Here is a 15,192-nt window from a genome sequence, read left to right on the forward strand (position 1 = left end):
CAACGTCGCTCTAGCTTAAGCAAAGCAACTCGAGGGTGGTGGAAATATAAAGGCCTAGGTAGATACGGATCTTCCAGAAATACAACTGGACTTGCTTGATACCTGGGATTGACAAGAGCAAAGGGCATTTATGTTGAGCCGCCGACTGTGAGAACAATGTATGCAAGATGTCGGGTGAGACTTTTTCCGAGTGAAATACCTCCAGAGCGTTTAGCGAGGTGCCAACGCGACCCTGTTGAGTTCATCAATCAATGTTAGTTGCGGTTTAACCTTTTGTCAGAGAGCAAAGCAATGAATAAGCCATCACCTTCGTTCCATCTAAAGTCATTACTACTTCTGGCGTTTCCTTTATTCGGTGCCTGCACCTCTGCCGGTCAAGTTTTTCAAAGTAGCATTGAAGACATTACCAGCCACTACGGGTCCGACTCGTTTACTCTCGTAGCGACTGCACCTGCAAAATTTGGCCTCACAGCAAAATCACAATATTCACCACTAGCTGGTCAGGATTGCAAAGCTTACTCAGCGGGCTTAGGAGGAGAAGTAACCCGACGGCATCAAAAAACAGACAAGATTGATGTAAAAGATATAGAACAAACCGCTCGCTTCGATATCCCGCTCAGTTATCGCATAGCCGGATGCAAGATGGAGCTGACTCGCGTAGACATGGCCATCGACGGCCGCTATGGTACGTCTTCATTGGATATCGGCGGGGATTTCGGAGGAATAACTATAAAAGGCAATACGACTACTGTCGGATCGTCCTCATTAGCCAATGATAACTCTGAATTTAGAGGCCTATGTACGTGGATGTTCCAACTAAGCGTGGAAAGAATCGAGAAAGACGGAATTTCAAAAATATTATCGTGTAGCGCAGCGAACTCTGAATGGAATGTACCCTCCGACTATTTTAAACGCAATAAGCCGGGCGGAACTGTTCAACGATCGAGCATTAAAAATAAAGAAATAAAATTCACATTCCGCTTGGCGAAAGATGAAGAACCTAGTATGGACAATCGGTGGATCAAGACCACAGAAGGATGGAAGCCCTGCCAGGAAACCGCAACATCAGAAAGGTGCCAAACACCTCCAGTTTTCAAAAAATTCAAAATCAACGGCCGTGACTGTACGGTATATCCGTCTTGCACTGAATAAGGACATCCCTGATGGCGGCCCATATCTGTGTCGCAAAAGCGAAGTATTTGCGGAGAAGTTGAAAACAACTTACCCGGCGCTCTTATTTTCCCCGAAAAACTGAGAGATTGACTGTCTCTGTCCCCAATCGCGCGACATTCCGTTCCCCGACAGCCACCGTTCAGCCTGCTTAACCCTGTCTTAACGCCCCAGCCAAAGACTCTACCAGACCGCACACCCCAGCCCACCACGGCTGGCGCCCAGTGCGGCAGGTTCGGCGCGCATCACACCGAACCCCAATCCGTCGCACGGGAGTCCTCTCATGAACATTCGTCTTTCACTGCTCGCAGCCGCCCTCGCCTGTACCGCATTCACCGGACTGGCCCAAGCCAATGACTCAACCACCTCCTCAAACCCCGTGCCCTACAAGTACGGCATGCCGCTGCAAGTAGCGAAGGTAGTCGCACTGACCGAGCCACCCACCCTGGAATGCAAGGTCATCACCGCCGACATGAAATACCTCGACAACAACGGCAGACCCGAGGAAATCACCTACCGGAAATTATCCGACGCGTGCCAGATGCAAAACTGACAGAAACGTCTGATTCGCGGCTTTGCGGTAGGCGGGAGGGGTTTCGGCGGTTATGCTCGAAGCTGTCCTCACTGCCGCAAGGATTCGCCATGCAGTTGTCGTTTCGCACGTTGTCCGGGCTCACGTGTTCGTTGTGTTTTGTGCTGGCGCTGGCCTGGGGGATTTTCCCCGAACGGCTGCTGGCGATCTGGAGCGTCGAGTATTCGGAGGGGGCCGGTTTTGTCGCGCGGCGCAGTGCGGTGCTGTTTGCGGCGTTGGCGATGATGTTTTATCTGGTGCGCAATGCACCGCCGTCGCTGGGGCGCAATGCGCTGAGCAATGGGTTTATCGTTGGCTGTCTGGGGTTGGCGGTGCTGGGTTTTGCGGAATGGCTCAACGGTCATGCCGGCCCCGGGATTTTGGTCGCGGTGCTGGTCGAGTTCGCGCTGGGCCTTGGCTTTGTGCAGGCCCGGCGCGTGACGGTCGAACTGGGTGAAACGGTGCGTTAAACCGCTCGCGAGCGGACGGTGCTCTGATGCGACGCAGTTTGTTGGGCCAGATCGGAGCGAAGCCCCGCGACCAGATTGTTGATTTCGCGGCAGCTGTTGAGTCGGCTGGCATCGATGCCGTTGACCTGCAGATCAACCTGATCGGTACGATGATCGCCGAAGACCTTGACGGTCATCGACAGATCCGGCGACAGCGTGCATTGGCAGCGTTTCGGTAGAAAACTGCTTTCGATGATGTTGCGTAGTTCCAAGGCAGACAGAAACATGGCGAACCCTCTCCTTACTGTGAGATGCCAATCAAGTATTCACGCTGACCGTGGCGCCCCTGCGCGGGTGTGTCCCCGCTGTTTCCCTGGGTGCGTCAAGCGGCGGTACTGCGAAATGCCTATTGGAGTGTAGGCGCCCAAATCCGGTGCGCCGCACTAATAGAACGCATAAAGCGTGCCTTTGATCGGCTGGTTTTCGTTCCTTATAAATCAGTTACTTGGCGCAGTGGCCAGCATTCTGCTATTTGCAAAATGCAAGAACGACCTGCGTGAGCAGTGCATTTTGCAAGTACGCCCCGATTTGCATTAAGCATCCACGACAGCAAGAATGCCCCATTACCCCGACACCCGCACGGAGGCTTCCATGGGTTCTTTACGCGTATATGCGACAACCGCGCTGCTTGTTGCCAGCCTGTCCACCCTCGCCCACGCGGCCAAGCTCGAAGACATCGCGCCTTACCCAAAGGCTGAAACCGGCTTCACCCGCCAGGTCATTCATCTGCCCAAGCAAGAGCAGGAAGAAGACTTCCAGGTCGAAATCCTCGCCGGCAAAACTCTTGAGGTCGACTGCAATCGCCAGCGACTCGGCGGCGCGCTGGTCGAGAACAATCTTGAAGGCTGGGGTTATCCGTTCTATCGCCTTGAAAACGTCAGCGGCCCGGTGAGCACGATGATGGCCTGCCCACCCGGTTCGCAAAAGAAACGCGTGTTCGTGCCGGTTATCGGTGACGGTTTCAAACTGCGCTACAACAGCAAATTACCGGTTGTGGTCTACGCACCGTCCGACGTAGAAGTGCGTTATCGGATCTGGTCGGCCTCTGAAAAAGTCGGCACGGCGCTGCCGGAATAACCACAGCAAGGAGTGCATGGTTTGATTACCTGCCACGTCAGATACGTCATCGATCCCTATCAGTTGACCGAGTTCGAAGATTACGCCAAAGCCTGGCTCGGTATCGTCGAGCGTTTGGGCGGCACCCATCATGGTTACTTTCTTCCCTCCGAAGGCGCGAGCAATATCGCTTATTGTCTGTTCAGCTTTCCCTCGCTGGCAGACTACGAAAGCTATCGGCACATTGCGATGACTGATGCGCAAAGCACCGCACTGGTTGCCAATCTTCTGGAGAAGAAATTCATCGTCAGTTACGAGCGCAGCTTCCTGCGCCCAATGCTGCCGTAACCTTCATCAGGCCGGGACGCCGCACAGCGCGGCGCGCTCGGCGACGTGGCGCAGACTGTCGAAGTTGATATTGGCGCCCGAATCAATCGCCACGAATGTCTGCGCTCGCACACCCGTTCGTGCCACGTATTGCTTGATGCCCGCCACTGCCAAGGCGCCGGAAGGCTCGGTGATCGAACGCGTGTCGTCGTAGATATTCTTGATCGCGGCACAGAGGTCGTCGTTGCTGACCGTGATGACTTCGTCCACACAAAATCGGCAGACTTCGAAGCCAGACGCGCCGATTTGTGCCACCGCGACACCATCGGCGAAAGTGCCAACACTGGGCAACACCACGCGCTGATCCGCGTCCAGCGCAGCTTTCAGACACGCCGAGTGTTCGGATTCAACGCCGATGATGCGCACTTCCGGGCGCAGGTATTTGACGTAAGCGGCGATTCCCGCTATCAGCCCGCCGCCGCCGACTGGAACAAAGATTGCGTCCAGCGTGCCCTGATGCTGCCGAAGGATTTCCATCGCCACGGTGCCCTGCCCGGCAATCACCTCGGGGTCATCGAATGGCGAGACGAAGGTGCGTCCGCTGAGTTCGGCCAGTTGCAGCGCATGGGCCAGGGCAAACGGAAAACTCTCGCCATGCAGCAGCGCTTCGGCACCGCGACTGCGCACGCCCGACACTTTCAGTTCCGGCGTGGTGGACGGCATGACGATTGTCGCCGTGATACCCAGTTCGCGTGCCGCCAGCGCCACACCCTGGGCATGGTTGCCGGCCGAGGCGGTGATCACCCCGCGTGCTTTCTGTTCTTCGCTCAACTGCACCAGTTTGTTGTAGGCGCCACGGATCTTGAAGGAGAACGTCGGCTGCAAGTCCTCACGCTTGAGCAAGACCCGATTGCCCAGCGCAGCCGACAGCGCCGGCGCCGCTTGCAATGGCGTGCGCACGGCAATGTCATACACCGGCGCAGCAAGGATCTTTTTTACGTAGTGCTCAAGCAGGGCTTGCTGGTCGGGGCTGTGCGGCATGGTCGTCTCCTGACGTTGTTCAAAACCCCGGAGACAGAAAGTGAAAACCCGCCTCTAGGGCGGGTTGGGTGCTGCAGTCGTGAGCTAGCCCGCCAAATGAGGAATGGCGGTAATAATGCTTGGCTGGCAGCGCAATACGGTGGAAGTCATGTGCTGCAAAGTAGCCTGCGCGCTGCGGGCGAGTCAATGGCCAAATTCAGCCGCAAGCGTTAGTGTGGCGACTCTCTCATCGCACCAAGGAAGGCACGCATGATCTCCATCGCCCTGCCCCTCACCGCTTTGCTCGCTTTTGGCGGTTACACCGTTTCGGTGATGCTCCAGGCCGAACAGTCGTTGATCGATTTCGGCATCAGCCTGATGTCGCGTCCGGACACTGCGCAGGTTGTTATCGATCTGTACTTGCTGGCAACGCTCGCGGGCGTCTGGATGGTCAAGGATGCCCGGTCGCGCGGGCAATCGTTTTGGTCGGTGGTGCCGTATTTGCTGCTCACAGCAGTTTTTGTTTCGGTTGGGCCGTTGTTGTATCTAGTGGTACGTGGGGTTGGCGATCGCAACAGGAAGGCTGCGGATCTGGCCCGGGTGAGCTGATCCGCGCAGATTGCTTTCGCGAGCAGGCCCGCTCCCACCTGGAAACGGCATGGACAGTCAGGCCTTTTTCACAGCGACAAACGCGGCGGTTTCGTAAGGCACCGTTACCACGGCTCTTCCACGCAATTCTGGCTCTGCTGCAATCAGCGCACGAAGCTGTTCATCAACCTGCGCCCGCTGCGCCTCGGGCAGCGCGGCGATGAAACTGGTCGAACGCACCCGATTGAACAACACGTCCTCGGGCGAGCCGCTGTGCTCATGGTGAAACCGTTCGGCCTTTAACGCCCCAAACGCCGGATGCGGAAACGCCTCGCGCCAGGCACCTGTGTAATAGCGCGGCGTGTCGCCCTCCATAGCGTTGACGATCGCATCGAGTTTCGGCACCCAACTGACCTGCGTATCACGAAGGTTCCAGATCAGACCCAGCTTGCCGCCGGGTTTGAGCACTCGGGCGATTTCGCTCAACGCCTCGGCACTGGCGAACCAATGAAACGCTTGTGCGCAGACCACCGCATCGACTGAGGCGTCCGGTAAGGGCAGATCAGTCGCCGTACCGCTCACTGCCAACACGTCAGGCCATGCATCCGAAAGCTTGCCCAGCATTTGCGCGACCGGTTCCACTGCGATGACTTGCGCACCAGTCGCCACCAGGCGGCCGGTGAACTTGCCGGTGCCGGCGCCCAGATCAATGACGGTCTTGTGCCCATCCAGACCCAGGGTCGCAGACAGCCATTCGCTGACCTGCGGCGGATAGTCCGGCCGGCCTTTGACGTAGGTGTCGGCGGCGGTCTTGTAACCGCTCGCTGCTGAATGATGGATTTGATCGTTCATGGCAAGGCTCCCTAGGGCAATACATCGGATCGACGGCAGACCCTGCCGAGCATAGCGCTTGAATTTATCCGCACCCTGAACAGTCACTGACAATGTAATGAACAAAATTTCACCCGGTTTTGTCCCTGCGCGGACTCAACCTTCTGTGGAGCCTTGCCCATGACTATCCGTTCCGTTATGTTCGCCGCCCCGTGGCTGTTGGTCGCGGTGATCTCCAGCCCGTTGGCGCTGGCCACCGAAGAAAAAGGCCAGCCGGTGCAGAAACCCGAATGCCCGAAAGGTCAGGTCTGGGACAGCAAATCGCAGAAATGCGCGTTGCAGACCAGCGCCGTCCACGATTCATCACAACCTGAACATTGATAAGGGAAGCCGCCATCAGCGAGCAGGCCTTCAGAGCAGAACTCGGACAGCATCTGGCGCGACTGTGGCGCTACGGTTTGCTGTTGTCGCGCAATCGGCATGTGGCCGAGGATCTGGTGCACGCGACCTGCGTGTGCGCGCTTGGACGTGCGAGTCAGTACTTGGCCGGTATGCGTATGGAACGATGGTTGTTGGGCCTGTTGCATTCAATCTGGATCAACGAAGTGCGCACGCGCCGGGTGCGTCAGGAACCGGCCCGGAATGGCACAGAGGCTGACAACGCATTTGCCGGGAAACCCCACGTGATGGCTGCGCAGGTCATTCGCCGTGTCGATGCCTTGCCGGAAACCCAGCGCGAGACGGTTTATCTGGCTTACGTCGAAGGTTTTTCCTACAGCGAAGTCGCCGAAATTCTGCATGTGCCTGTTGCGACAGTCATGACCCGTCTGTCCACCGCCAGGTTGAAACTGGCTGAATACCCACCGCTGTACCCGGTTTCGACCTCTACCGAGGCTGACCACTGATGAAGACACCTTCGGACGAGCAACTGGTCGCCTGGCTCGACCATGAACTCGACGCTGAACAGCGCAACCTGCTGGAACAGGCCATCGCTGACGATGCGTTGCTCAACCTGCGCGTGCAGTGGCTCAGCCGCAGCAATCTGCCCTACCAAAACGCCTATGACGAACTTGCCCAACAGGCACCCCGCGAACGGTTGCAGGCGCGGCTGGACGCGATTCCTTCGCCTGAAAAACCGAGGCTGAGCCGTCGCTGGTTCATCGCTGTCGCCGCGGCAGCGTTGTTTGCCGCTGGTGTCCTGGCCGATCGCGCGTTCCTTGGCTGGCAGGCAACACGGTCAAACCAGTGTTCGCTACCCGCTCGGAACGCGGTAAGCAAGCGCTGGCCCACGAGCGGGCACGACGCTGCGCCAGAACCTGAAAGCAAGGCAAATCGTTAAAAGCCGCCTCGGCGCATGAGCAGTCCTGAACTATGCTGAGCGACTGGTTTTCAAGGAGGACACGCAATGCCTGATTCATCCCGTACTGTGTTATTGGTGATCGATGTGCAGAACGACTTCATCCCCGGCGGGCAATTGCCAGTGCCGGAAGGTGACGTGATAGTGCCGTTGATCAACCGGCTTGCCCGACAGTTCAGCCAGGTCGTCATTGCCCAGGACTGGCACCCGCCGGGCCACGCTTCGTTTGCCTCAAGGCATCCCGGCAAGCAACCCTTCGATAGCATTCAATTGCCCTACGGCGAACAAACGCTGTGGCCTGAGCACTGTGTGCAAGGCACAGTCGGCGCCGAGTTTCACCCTGAACTCGATTTGCCGCACGCCCAGTTGATCATCCGCAAGGGCTGCAATCCTGAGATCGACAGCTATTCGGCGTTTCTGGAGGCCGATCGCTGCACCACCACCGGCCTGTCGGGTTATCTCAAAGAACGCGGCATCGATACCGTTTACATGGTCGGATTGGCGCTGGATTTCTGTGTGATGTTCTCTGCGCTGGATGCGCGAGCGGCGGGATTCAATGCTTATGTGGTGCTGGATGCGTGTCGGGCAATCGATATGAATGGATCACTGGCAGCGGCGATTGAGCGGATGCAGAGCGCCGGCGTTGAGTTGATACAATCGACAGAACTCGCCTGAACAACACAAGCCCTCTGTGGGAGCGAGCCTGCTCGCGATGGCGTTGGATCAGTCGAATCATGCTTCGCTCTTAGACCGCCTTCGCGAGCAGGCTCGCTCCCACAGTGTTTTGTGTTGTGCCCGCAATAGAGCTGAAACGCAGTACCTGTAGGAGTGAGCCTGCTCGCGATAGCGGTTTACCAGTCAAAGTTGATTCGACTGACCCGCCGCCATCGCCAGCAGGCTGGCTCCCACAGTTTTTTGTGTTGTACCCGCAACAGAGCTGCAACCCAGAACCTGTGCGAGCCTGCTCGCGAGGGCGTTGGATCGGTCGAATCATGCTTCGCTCATGGACCGCCTTCGCGAGCAGGCTCGCTCCCACAAGGCACACTGATATCTGAGGCGTTGGAATCTCAGGCTTTCGTCGGCAGCCACAACCTGAACCGCGCACCACCCAGCGGTGAAGGTTCGACGGTCAGTGTGCCGCCCTGGGCTTCGAGTGCCCGGCGGCTGATTGCCAGGCCCAGGCCGAAACCACCGGTAGCCCGGTCACGACTGCGATCGAGTCGATAGAACGGTTCGAAAATCCGCTCACGCTCATCATCGGGAATGCCGATGCCGTCGTCGTCGACCCAGATCTCACAGCCCTCGGCATTGACCTGCACGCCAATCTGAATACGTTTCTCGCAATAGCGCATGGCGTTGCGCAACAGATTCTGGATAGCCCGAGCGGTCAGGCGCGGATCGAGCGAGAAGCGTTCGAGCTGGCCGTGCAGCAACACGTCGATGACGATCTCGGGAGACTCCAGTTCTTCGTCGACGCTGCCGAGAATGCTGTCAATAAATTCGTCCAGCGCTACTTCGACCTGTTCGGGTAGCTGCGCCGGATTCTGTAAACGGCTGTAGGACAACAACTCCAGCACCAGCTCATCCAGCTCACGAATGTGCGCGACCAGTCCTTGCAAGCGCTCGCGGCTGGCGGCCGGCAAGTCATCGGACAGCGCCAGCGCCAGGCCGAAATCCAGGCGCGTCAATGGCGTGCGCAGTTCATGGGACACGGCGTTAAGCAGATCACGCTGCTGATTGAGCAGCTTTTCGATGTCGCCGGCCATGGTGTCGAAGACATGCGCGAGGCTGCCAATGTTCGAGCTTGGCGCGATGTGCGTGCGCTCGCTCAGATGCCCTTTACCGAAACGTTCGGCGGTGCCTTTGAGGCGCTCCAGATCACGCCAGTGCGGGCGCAACCACATCAGCAGGCACGCCAGCAATGTTGCGCCGATCAACACGTTGATGCTCCAGTACAGCAGATCGACGTCCATCGGATCCGGCGGCACCACCATCTTCACCGCTGTGGTGTCGTTCAGCGGCGCTACTGCCAGTGTGCGCCAGCCCCAATCGCCGATGCGCACGATGTTCTCGCCCCGACGCAGACGCTCACGCTCTGTATCAGTGAATTTGGCGTCGTCAATGCGCGCCAGAACAATGTGCAACGGCTGGAAATCCTTGTCCAGCGACGCCGCCAGAGCCGGCCACTGATCTTGCGGCACCGCATGAAACTGGCGGCTGATGAGCGATTGCAGTCCGCGCGAATAGTCGAGGTTGTAGGTGACGAAGCGTTCTCTGAACGCCATCACCACCAGGTCCGGAACCAGATAGATCGCCGCACTGTAGGAGACGATCGTCACCAGATACAGGCGAAACAGGATGCGAAACATCAGCTCAGCATTCCCATTCGGAGCGGCTGAACAGATAGCCCTTGCCCCACACGGTTTTGATCTTGCGCGCCTCGCCGGCATGGTCGTCGAATTTGCGCCGCAGCTTGGAAATAGCTACATCCACTGAACGGTCGGTGCCGTTGAACTCGATACCGCGCAGGCGTTGCAGGATCTGGTCGCGGCTGAGCACTTCGCCGGCATGTCGGGCCAGCACCACCAGCAGGTTGTATTCGCCGCTGGACAGCTCCACCGGTTGCTCGCGCCAGGTCACGGTGCGCTCGGACAGGTCGATGCACAGATTGCCCATGACGATACGGTCATTGACCGTCTGCGGCTCGCCGAGGCTGCTGCGGCGCAACAGCGTGCGCACGCGTGCCAGCAGTACGCGCGGCTCGCACGGTTTGGTGACGTAATCGTCGGCGCCCATCTCCAGGCCCAGCACCTGATCATGGCTGTCATCGCGGGCGGTGAGCATCAGGATCGGCAGCGTCGCCGAATCGGCGCGCAGCAAGCGGCACACCTGCAAGCCGTCGAGGCCCGGCAGCATCAGGTCGAGGATCACCAGATCCGGCGGATTGACTCGCGCCCGCTCGCGCACGTGATCGCCACGGCCGATGACACTGACGGAATAACCGTTGCGTTCCAGGTAGCTGGAAATCAGTTCGGCCAGAGCGGTGTCGTCTTCGACCAGGAGGATGTTGGGCATGGGGTGATCCAGAAAGTGCTGTGGCGACGGTTCGACCGCTATCGCCAGCAGGCTGGCTCCCACAGGTCTGGGTGTGAACACAGATCTTGTGAACGCCCGGTAACACTGTGGGAGCCAGCCTGCTGGCGATGCTTTATCTGTCGCAATAAATTTCAAGGTTTGCAGGATATACGCCCTCACCCCTCCCCGAGCAAAACCCTTACACAATTTCACACAGCACCTACAAAGCTTCACCGCTAATCTCGGCGTCTGCCCGTAGGATGCGGACTTCAATAGTGGGGGTTGTACATGTCGAACAAACTGCTGGCCTGGCTCGGCCTGATCGCGCTGGGGCTGACGCTGAGCGCCTGTGATTCGTCGTCGGACGCCGAGGTGCAGGCACCGCCGGCCACGGTGCGCATCGAGACGATCGAGGCGCATCCCCTGACGCTCAGCAGCGAACTCAGCGGGCGCATTGCCGCGCCACGGATTGCCGAAGTCCGCGCACGAGTCGCCGGCGTGGTCCTGCAGCGGACCTTTCGCGAAGGCAGCGACGTGAAAAAGGGCGACGTATTGTTCCGCATTGACCCGGCGCCCTTCAAAGCCGACCTCGACAGCGCCGAAGCTGCGCTACGCAAGGCTGAAGCCAATGCCTTTCAGGCGAAACTGCAGGAACAGCGCTATGCGCAGCTGATCGACGACAAGGCCATCAGCGCTCAGGACTACGACAACGCCCGTGCCAATGCCCGGCAGACTGCCGCCGACGTCGCGGCGAATAAAGCAGCGGTGGAACGGGCGAAACTGAATCTCGGCTACGCCACCGTCACGGCGCCGATTTCCGGTCGTGTCGGTCGCGCACTGGTCACTGAAGGTGCGCTGGTCGGGCAGAACGAAACCACGCCGCTGGCGCTGATTCAGCAGCTCAATCCGATCCACGCCGATCTCACCCAGTCGACCCGCGAACTCAACGAATTGCGCCGCGCGTTCCGCTCCGGTCAGTTGCAGGAAGTCGGCCAGGACCAGGTCAAAGCCACGCTGATCCAGGATGACGGCAGTCTTTATCCGCTGCCCGGCAAACTGCTGTTCAGTGACATTACTGTCGACCCGGGCACCGGCCAGATAATCCTGCGCAGCGAATTCCCCAACCCCGATCTCGACTTGCTGCCGGGCAGTTTCATTCGCGTACGCCTGGAGCAGGCCACGATCGCCAAGGGCATCACCGTGCCGCAACGCGCCGTGCAGCGTGACAGCGCCGGCATTGCCCAGGTGCTGACGGTCGACGCACAGATGCGCATTGCCCAGCAACCGGTGCAATTGGGTGCGGTGCAAAACAATCGCTGGATCGTCACCGGCGGCCTCAAGCCCGGTGACCGCATCGTCGTCGAAGGCCTGCAACATGCCCGTCCCGGCGAAACCGTGCAGATCGACGACAGCCCTCTTCCCATTGCCCAGACCTCGGGTCAGTAAGCAGGACGCTTTTTCATGCCGCAGTTCTTTATCGATCGCCCGGTATTCGCCTGGGTCGTCGCGCTGTTTATCCTGCTGGCCGGTGCGCTGGCCATCCCGCAATTACCGGTGGCGCAGTATCCTGATGTCGCGCCGCCGCAGATCGAAATCTACGCCGTGTACCCCGGCGCCTCGGCGCAGACCGTCGATGAAAGCGTGGTCAGCCTGATCGAGGAAGAGCTCAACGGCGCCGATCATCTGCTCTACTTCGAGTCGCAAAGCAGCCTCGGCAGCGCAACGATCAAAGCCACGTTCCAACCAGGTACCAACCCGGAGCTGGCACAGGTCGACGTGCAAAACCGCCTCAAAGTGGTCGAGTCTCGCCTGCCACAAGCGGTCAACCAGCAAGGTCTGCAGGTGGAGAAAGTCTCTTCCGGCTTTCTGTTGCTGATCACCCTGACCTCCAGCGATGGCAAGCTCGATGACGTCGCGCTCAGCGATTATCTGGCGCGCAACGTGATGAACGAGATCAAGCGTCTGGAGGGCGTCGGCAAGGCGCAGCTGTATGGCGCCGAGCGGGCCATGCGCATCTGGATCGATCCGCAGAAGCTGATCGCTTTCGACCTGACGCCTGCCGACGTCAACGCCGCCATCGTCGCGCAGAACGCGCAGGTCTCAGCCGGCAGCATCGGTGATCTGCCGTCACCGGCGTCGCAGGAAATCACCGCGACCATTCTGGTGAAAGGTCAGTTATCGACGCCGCAAGAATTCGCCGACATCGTGCTCAAGGCCAATCGCGACGGTTCCACCGTGCGCGTCGGTGATGTGGCGCGGGTCGAGATCGGCAGCCAGGAATACCAGTTCGGCACACGCCTGAACGGCAAGCCATCGACAGCGGTTGGCGTACAACTGTCGCCGGGGGCCAATGCCCTCAACACCGCAACACTGGTGCGGGCGAAGATGGATGAGCTCTCGCGCTATTTCCCGGCGGGCGTTGAATACAAGATCCCTTACGACACCTCGCCTTTCGTCAAGGTTTCGATCACCAAAGTGGTCTACACCCTCGGCGAAGCGATGCTGCTGGTGTTCGCGGTGATGTTCCTGTTCCTGCAGAACGTGCGCTACACGCTGATCCCGACGCTGGTAGTGCCGGTGGCACTGATGGGCACCTTCGCGACTATGCTCGCGCTGGGTTTCTCGATCAATGTGCTGACCATGTTCGGCATGGTGCTGGCGATCGGCATTCTGGTCGACGACGCCATTGTCGTAGTGGAGAACGTCGAGCGGATCATGGCCAGCGAAGGCTTGTCGCCGAAGGAAGCCACGCGCAAGGCAATGACCCAGATTACCGGCGCAATCATCGGCATCACGCTGGTTCTGGTAGCGGTGTTTATTCCGATGGCGTTCATGCAAGGCTCGGTCGGCGTGATTTACCAGCAGTTCTCGTTGTCGATGGCGACCTCAATCCTGTTCTCGGCTTTCCTGGCGCTGACGCTGACCCCGGCGTTGTGCGCCACATTGCTCAAGCCAATTGCCAAAGGTGAACATCATGAAAAGACCGGGTTCTTCGGCTGGTTCAACCGGCGCTTCGAGCAACTGACTGACCGCTATCAGGGCTGGGTCGGCCTTGCATTGAAACGCAGCGGCCGTTATCTGCTGATCTACGTCGTACTGCTGCTCGGACTGGGCTTTTGTTTTGCGCGCCTGCCCTCCTCGTTTTTGCCGGTAGAAGATCAGGGTTACACCATCACCGACATTCAACTGCCGCCCGGTGCGACCAAGAATCGTACGGTGGCCGTGGCTGAGCAGCTGGAAGCACATAACGCTGGCGAGTCGGGTATCAGCGACACTGTGGTGATCCTCGGTTTCAGTTTCTCCGGTAGCGGGCAGAACGCGGCACTGGCGTTTTCGACATTGAAGGACTGGTCACAGCGCGGCAGTGAAGACTCCGCCAGTTCAATTGCCGATCGCGCCAACATCGCCCTGAGTGAAATCAAAGACGCCATGGCGTTTTCGGTCCTTCCTCCGCCAGTAGATGGCCTGGGTACATCGAGCGGTTTCGAGTTCCGTTTGCAGGACCGTGGCGGGCTCGGTCATGCGACCTTGATGCAGGCGCGCAGTGAATTGCTCGCCGCCGCTGAGAAAAGTCCGATATTGATGAACGTGCGTGAGAGCGCGTTGGCCGAGGCGCCGCAAGTACAGCTAGTCGTTGATCGCAAACAGGCGAACGCGCTGGGCGTTTCCTTCGCGGACATAGGTAACGCCCTGTCGACTGCGGTGGGCTCGAGCTACATCAATGACTTCCCCAATCAGGGACGGATGCAGCGCGTTGTCGTGCAAGCAGAAGGCGATCAACGCAGCCAGGTCGCCGATCTGCTGAAAATGCATGTGCGCAACAACACCGGGCACATGGTGCCGCTGTCGGCATTCGTGCAGGCCAACTGGATTCAGGGCCCGGCGCAGTTGACGCGCTACAACGGCTATCCGGCGATTGCGATTTCCGGCGAACCATCACCGGGGCACAGCACCGGTGAAGCCATGGCGGAAATCGAGCGTCTGGTTGCGCAGGGGCCGAAAGGCCTGGGCCAGGAATGGACCGGCCTGTCGTTGCAGGAACGCTTGTCCGGTAACCAAGCGCCGATCCTGCTGGGTTTGTCGTTGCTGGTGGTGTTTCTGTGTCTGGCGGCGCTGTACGAGAGCTGGTCGATTCCGACCTCAGTGTTGCTGGTCGTGCCGCTAGGCGTGCTCGGCGCGGTGTTGGCCGTGACGCTGCGCGGCATGCCCAACGATGTGTTCTTCAAGGTCGGCCTGATCACCATCATCGGCCTGTCGGCGAAAAACGCGATCCTGATCATTGAGTTCGCCAAACGCCTGTATGACGAAGGCCACAACCTGGTCGATGCAACGTTACAGGCAGCACGCCTGCGGTTGCGGCCGATCGTGATGACCTCGCTGGCGTTCATTCTAGGCGTGGTGCCATTGGCCATCGCCACGGGCGCAAGCTCGGCGAGTCAGCAAGCGATCGGTACCGGGGTAATCGGTGGGATGATTACCGCGACACTGGCGGTGATCTTCGTGCCGGTATTCTTTGTCATTGTCATCAAGCTCGTGCAACGATTCACCAAACACCACTAACACCTGAAGAATCTGGTCTATCAGTGATTAGGCCAGCAAACCCGGCACAATCTTTATGCCGAAACTCAATCCACTGTGGGAGCCAGCCTGCTGGCGATAGCTGACTTTCAGTCAATGAATCCTGAATG

At 58.8% G+C, this 15,192-nt stretch carries 15 protein-coding genes and 2 pseudogenes; 12 read left to right on the plus strand and 5 right to left on the minus strand.

Annotated features, from left to right (window positions below):
• Positions 1-291: 291 nt before the first annotated feature.
• The 3 genes from J3P75_RS14610 (at position 292) to J3P75_RS14620 (ending at position 2,211) form a co-directional block, all read left to right on the plus strand.
• Positions 292-1,152, plus strand: a complete 861-nt coding sequence (locus J3P75_RS14610) for a hypothetical protein (protein ID WP_434707185.1) — start codon at positions 292-294, stop codon at positions 1,150-1,152.
• A gap of 301 nt (positions 1,153-1,453) precedes the next feature.
• Positions 1,454-1,723 carry a DUF2790 domain-containing protein gene (locus J3P75_RS14615; RefSeq protein WP_434707186.1) on the plus strand — a complete coding sequence of 90 codons (270 nt, stop codon included), beginning with the start codon at positions 1,454-1,456 and terminating at the stop codon, positions 1,721-1,723.
• Between the two features lie 89 nt (positions 1,724-1,812).
• On the plus strand, positions 1,813-2,211 hold the full coding sequence (locus J3P75_RS14620; RefSeq protein WP_434707187.1) for a hypothetical protein: 399 nt from the start codon (positions 1,813-1,815) through the stop codon (positions 2,209-2,211).
• On the opposite strand, the gene J3P75_RS14625 is transcribed toward J3P75_RS14620, so the two are convergent.
• Positions 2,208-2,477, minus strand: coding sequence for a DUF1652 domain-containing protein (locus J3P75_RS14625; RefSeq protein WP_434707188.1), 270 nt, complete (start codon positions 2,475-2,477; stop codon positions 2,208-2,210). The genes J3P75_RS14620 and J3P75_RS14625 overlap by 4 nt on opposite strands.
• Before the next feature lie 364 nt (positions 2,478-2,841).
• Here J3P75_RS14625 and eco point away from each other — a divergent pair, with 364 nt between their 5' ends.
• Together eco and J3P75_RS14635 are read left to right on the plus strand one after the other, a co-directional pair.
• A complete protein-coding gene (gene eco, locus J3P75_RS14630; RefSeq protein ID WP_434707189.1) occupies positions 2,842-3,327 on the plus strand; it encodes a serine protease inhibitor ecotin in 486 nt (161 codons plus the stop codon).
• Between the two features lie 21 nt (positions 3,328-3,348).
• Positions 3,349-3,654: an NIPSNAP family protein gene (locus J3P75_RS14635; RefSeq protein WP_434707190.1), complete on the plus strand. Its 306-nt coding sequence runs from the start codon at positions 3,349-3,351 to the stop codon at positions 3,652-3,654.
• A gap of 24 nt (positions 3,655-3,678) precedes the next feature.
• Here the strand turns inward: J3P75_RS14635 and ilvA are convergent.
• A pseudogene (gene ilvA, locus J3P75_RS14640) lies at positions 3,679-4,674 on the minus strand (threonine ammonia-lyase, biosynthetic); the annotation flags it as partial.
• A gap of 249 nt (positions 4,675-4,923) precedes the next feature.
• Here ilvA and J3P75_RS14645 point away from each other — a divergent pair.
• Positions 4,924-5,262 carry a DUF2834 domain-containing protein gene (locus tag J3P75_RS14645; RefSeq protein ID WP_434707191.1) on the plus strand — a complete coding sequence of 113 codons (339 nt, stop codon included), beginning with the start codon at positions 4,924-4,926 and terminating at the stop codon, positions 5,260-5,262.
• A 57-nt stretch (positions 5,263-5,319) separates the two neighbouring features.
• Here J3P75_RS14645 and J3P75_RS14650 read toward each other — a convergent pair whose 3' ends face one another.
• Positions 5,320-6,093: a class I SAM-dependent methyltransferase gene (locus J3P75_RS14650; RefSeq protein ID WP_434707192.1), complete on the minus strand. Its 774-nt coding sequence runs from the start codon at positions 6,091-6,093 to the stop codon at positions 5,320-5,322.
• Positions 6,094-6,252: 159 nt separating this feature from the next.
• On the opposite strand from J3P75_RS14650, the gene J3P75_RS14655 reads away from it, so the two are divergent.
• The 4 genes and pseudogenes from J3P75_RS14655 to pncA all read left to right on the plus strand — a co-directional run bounded on the left by J3P75_RS14655 (position 6,253) and on the right by pncA (position 8,104).
• Entirely contained in the window at positions 6,253-6,453 is a 201-nt protein-coding gene (locus tag J3P75_RS14655) for a hypothetical protein (protein ID WP_157720854.1), read from the plus strand.
• A gap of 53 nt (positions 6,454-6,506) precedes the next feature.
• Entirely contained in the window at positions 6,507-6,977 is a 471-nt protein-coding gene (locus J3P75_RS14660; RefSeq protein WP_434711303.1) for an RNA polymerase sigma factor, read from the plus strand.
• Positions 6,977-7,315: pseudogene (locus J3P75_RS14665) on the plus strand (transcriptional regulator); the annotation flags it as partial. The gene J3P75_RS14660 and the pseudogene J3P75_RS14665, both read left to right, overlap by 1 nt.
• A 162-nt stretch (positions 7,316-7,477) precedes the next feature.
• Positions 7,478-8,104 carry a bifunctional nicotinamidase/pyrazinamidase gene (gene pncA, locus J3P75_RS14670; protein WP_434707193.1) on the plus strand — a complete coding sequence of 209 codons (627 nt, stop codon included), beginning with the start codon at positions 7,478-7,480 and terminating at the stop codon, positions 8,102-8,104.
• 392 nt (positions 8,105-8,496) lie between these two features.
• Here the strand turns inward: pncA and J3P75_RS14675 are convergent, their stop codons facing one another.
• Positions 8,497-9,798 carry an ATP-binding protein gene (locus J3P75_RS14675; protein WP_434707194.1) on the minus strand — a complete coding sequence of 434 codons (1,302 nt, stop codon included), beginning with the start codon at positions 9,796-9,798 and terminating at the stop codon, positions 8,497-8,499.
• 4 nt (positions 9,799-9,802) lie between these two features.
• Positions 9,803-10,504, minus strand: a complete 702-nt coding sequence (locus tag J3P75_RS14680) for a response regulator (protein WP_434707195.1) — start codon at positions 10,502-10,504, stop codon at positions 9,803-9,805.
• Between the two features lie 288 nt (positions 10,505-10,792).
• On the opposite strand from J3P75_RS14680, the gene J3P75_RS14685 reads away from it, so the two are divergent.
• Both J3P75_RS14685 and J3P75_RS14690 read left to right on the plus strand, forming a co-directional pair.
• Positions 10,793-11,950: an efflux RND transporter periplasmic adaptor subunit gene (locus J3P75_RS14685; RefSeq protein WP_434707196.1), complete on the plus strand. Its 1,158-nt coding sequence runs from the start codon at positions 10,793-10,795 to the stop codon at positions 11,948-11,950.
• A 15-nt stretch (positions 11,951-11,965) separates the two neighbouring features.
• A complete protein-coding gene (locus J3P75_RS14690) occupies positions 11,966-15,064 on the plus strand; it encodes a multidrug efflux RND transporter permease subunit (RefSeq protein WP_434707197.1) in 3,099 nt (1,032 codons plus the stop codon).
• Positions 15,065-15,192 lie beyond the last annotated feature (128 nt).

This window comes from Pseudomonas sp. R1-1, assembly GCF_051132135.1.
Lineage (GTDB): Bacteria > Pseudomonadota > Gammaproteobacteria > Pseudomonadales > Pseudomonadaceae > Aquipseudomonas.

Excerpts from the sequence above, each read along its gene's own strand:
- J3P75_RS14685 (WP_434707196.1), top strand. The coding sequence starts at position 10,793 with ATGTCGAACAAACTGCTGGCCTGGCTCGGCCTGATCGCGCTGGGGCTG.
- J3P75_RS14650 (WP_434707192.1), bottom strand. The coding sequence starts at position 6,093 with ATGAACGATCAAATCCATCATTCAGCAGCGAGCGGTTACAAGACCGCC.
- eco (WP_434707189.1), top strand. The coding sequence starts at position 2,842 with ATGGGTTCTTTACGCGTATATGCGACAACCGCGCTGCTTGTTGCCAGC.
- J3P75_RS14620 (WP_434707187.1), top strand. The coding sequence starts at position 1,813 with ATGCAGTTGTCGTTTCGCACGTTGTCCGGGCTCACGTGTTCGTTGTGT.
- J3P75_RS14645 (WP_434707191.1), top strand. The coding sequence starts at position 4,924 with ATGATCTCCATCGCCCTGCCCCTCACCGCTTTGCTCGCTTTTGGCGGT.
- J3P75_RS14625 (WP_434707188.1), bottom strand. The coding sequence starts at position 2,477 with ATGTTTCTGTCTGCCTTGGAACTACGCAACATCATCGAAAGCAGTTTT.
- J3P75_RS14675 (WP_434707194.1), bottom strand. The coding sequence starts at position 9,798 with ATGTTTCGCATCCTGTTTCGCCTGTATCTGGTGACGATCGTCTCCTAC.
- J3P75_RS14655 (WP_157720854.1), top strand. The coding sequence starts at position 6,253 with ATGACTATCCGTTCCGTTATGTTCGCCGCCCCGTGGCTGTTGGTCGCG.
- J3P75_RS14680 (WP_434707195.1), bottom strand. The coding sequence starts at position 10,504 with ATGCCCAACATCCTCCTGGTCGAAGACGACACCGCTCTGGCCGAACTG.
- J3P75_RS14690 (WP_434707197.1), top strand. The coding sequence starts at position 11,966 with ATGCCGCAGTTCTTTATCGATCGCCCGGTATTCGCCTGGGTCGTCGCG.
- J3P75_RS14615 (WP_434707186.1), top strand. The coding sequence starts at position 1,454 with ATGAACATTCGTCTTTCACTGCTCGCAGCCGCCCTCGCCTGTACCGCA.
- J3P75_RS14610 (WP_434707185.1), top strand. The coding sequence starts at position 292 with ATGAATAAGCCATCACCTTCGTTCCATCTAAAGTCATTACTACTTCTG.
- pncA (WP_434707193.1), top strand. The coding sequence starts at position 7,478 with ATGCCTGATTCATCCCGTACTGTGTTATTGGTGATCGATGTGCAGAAC.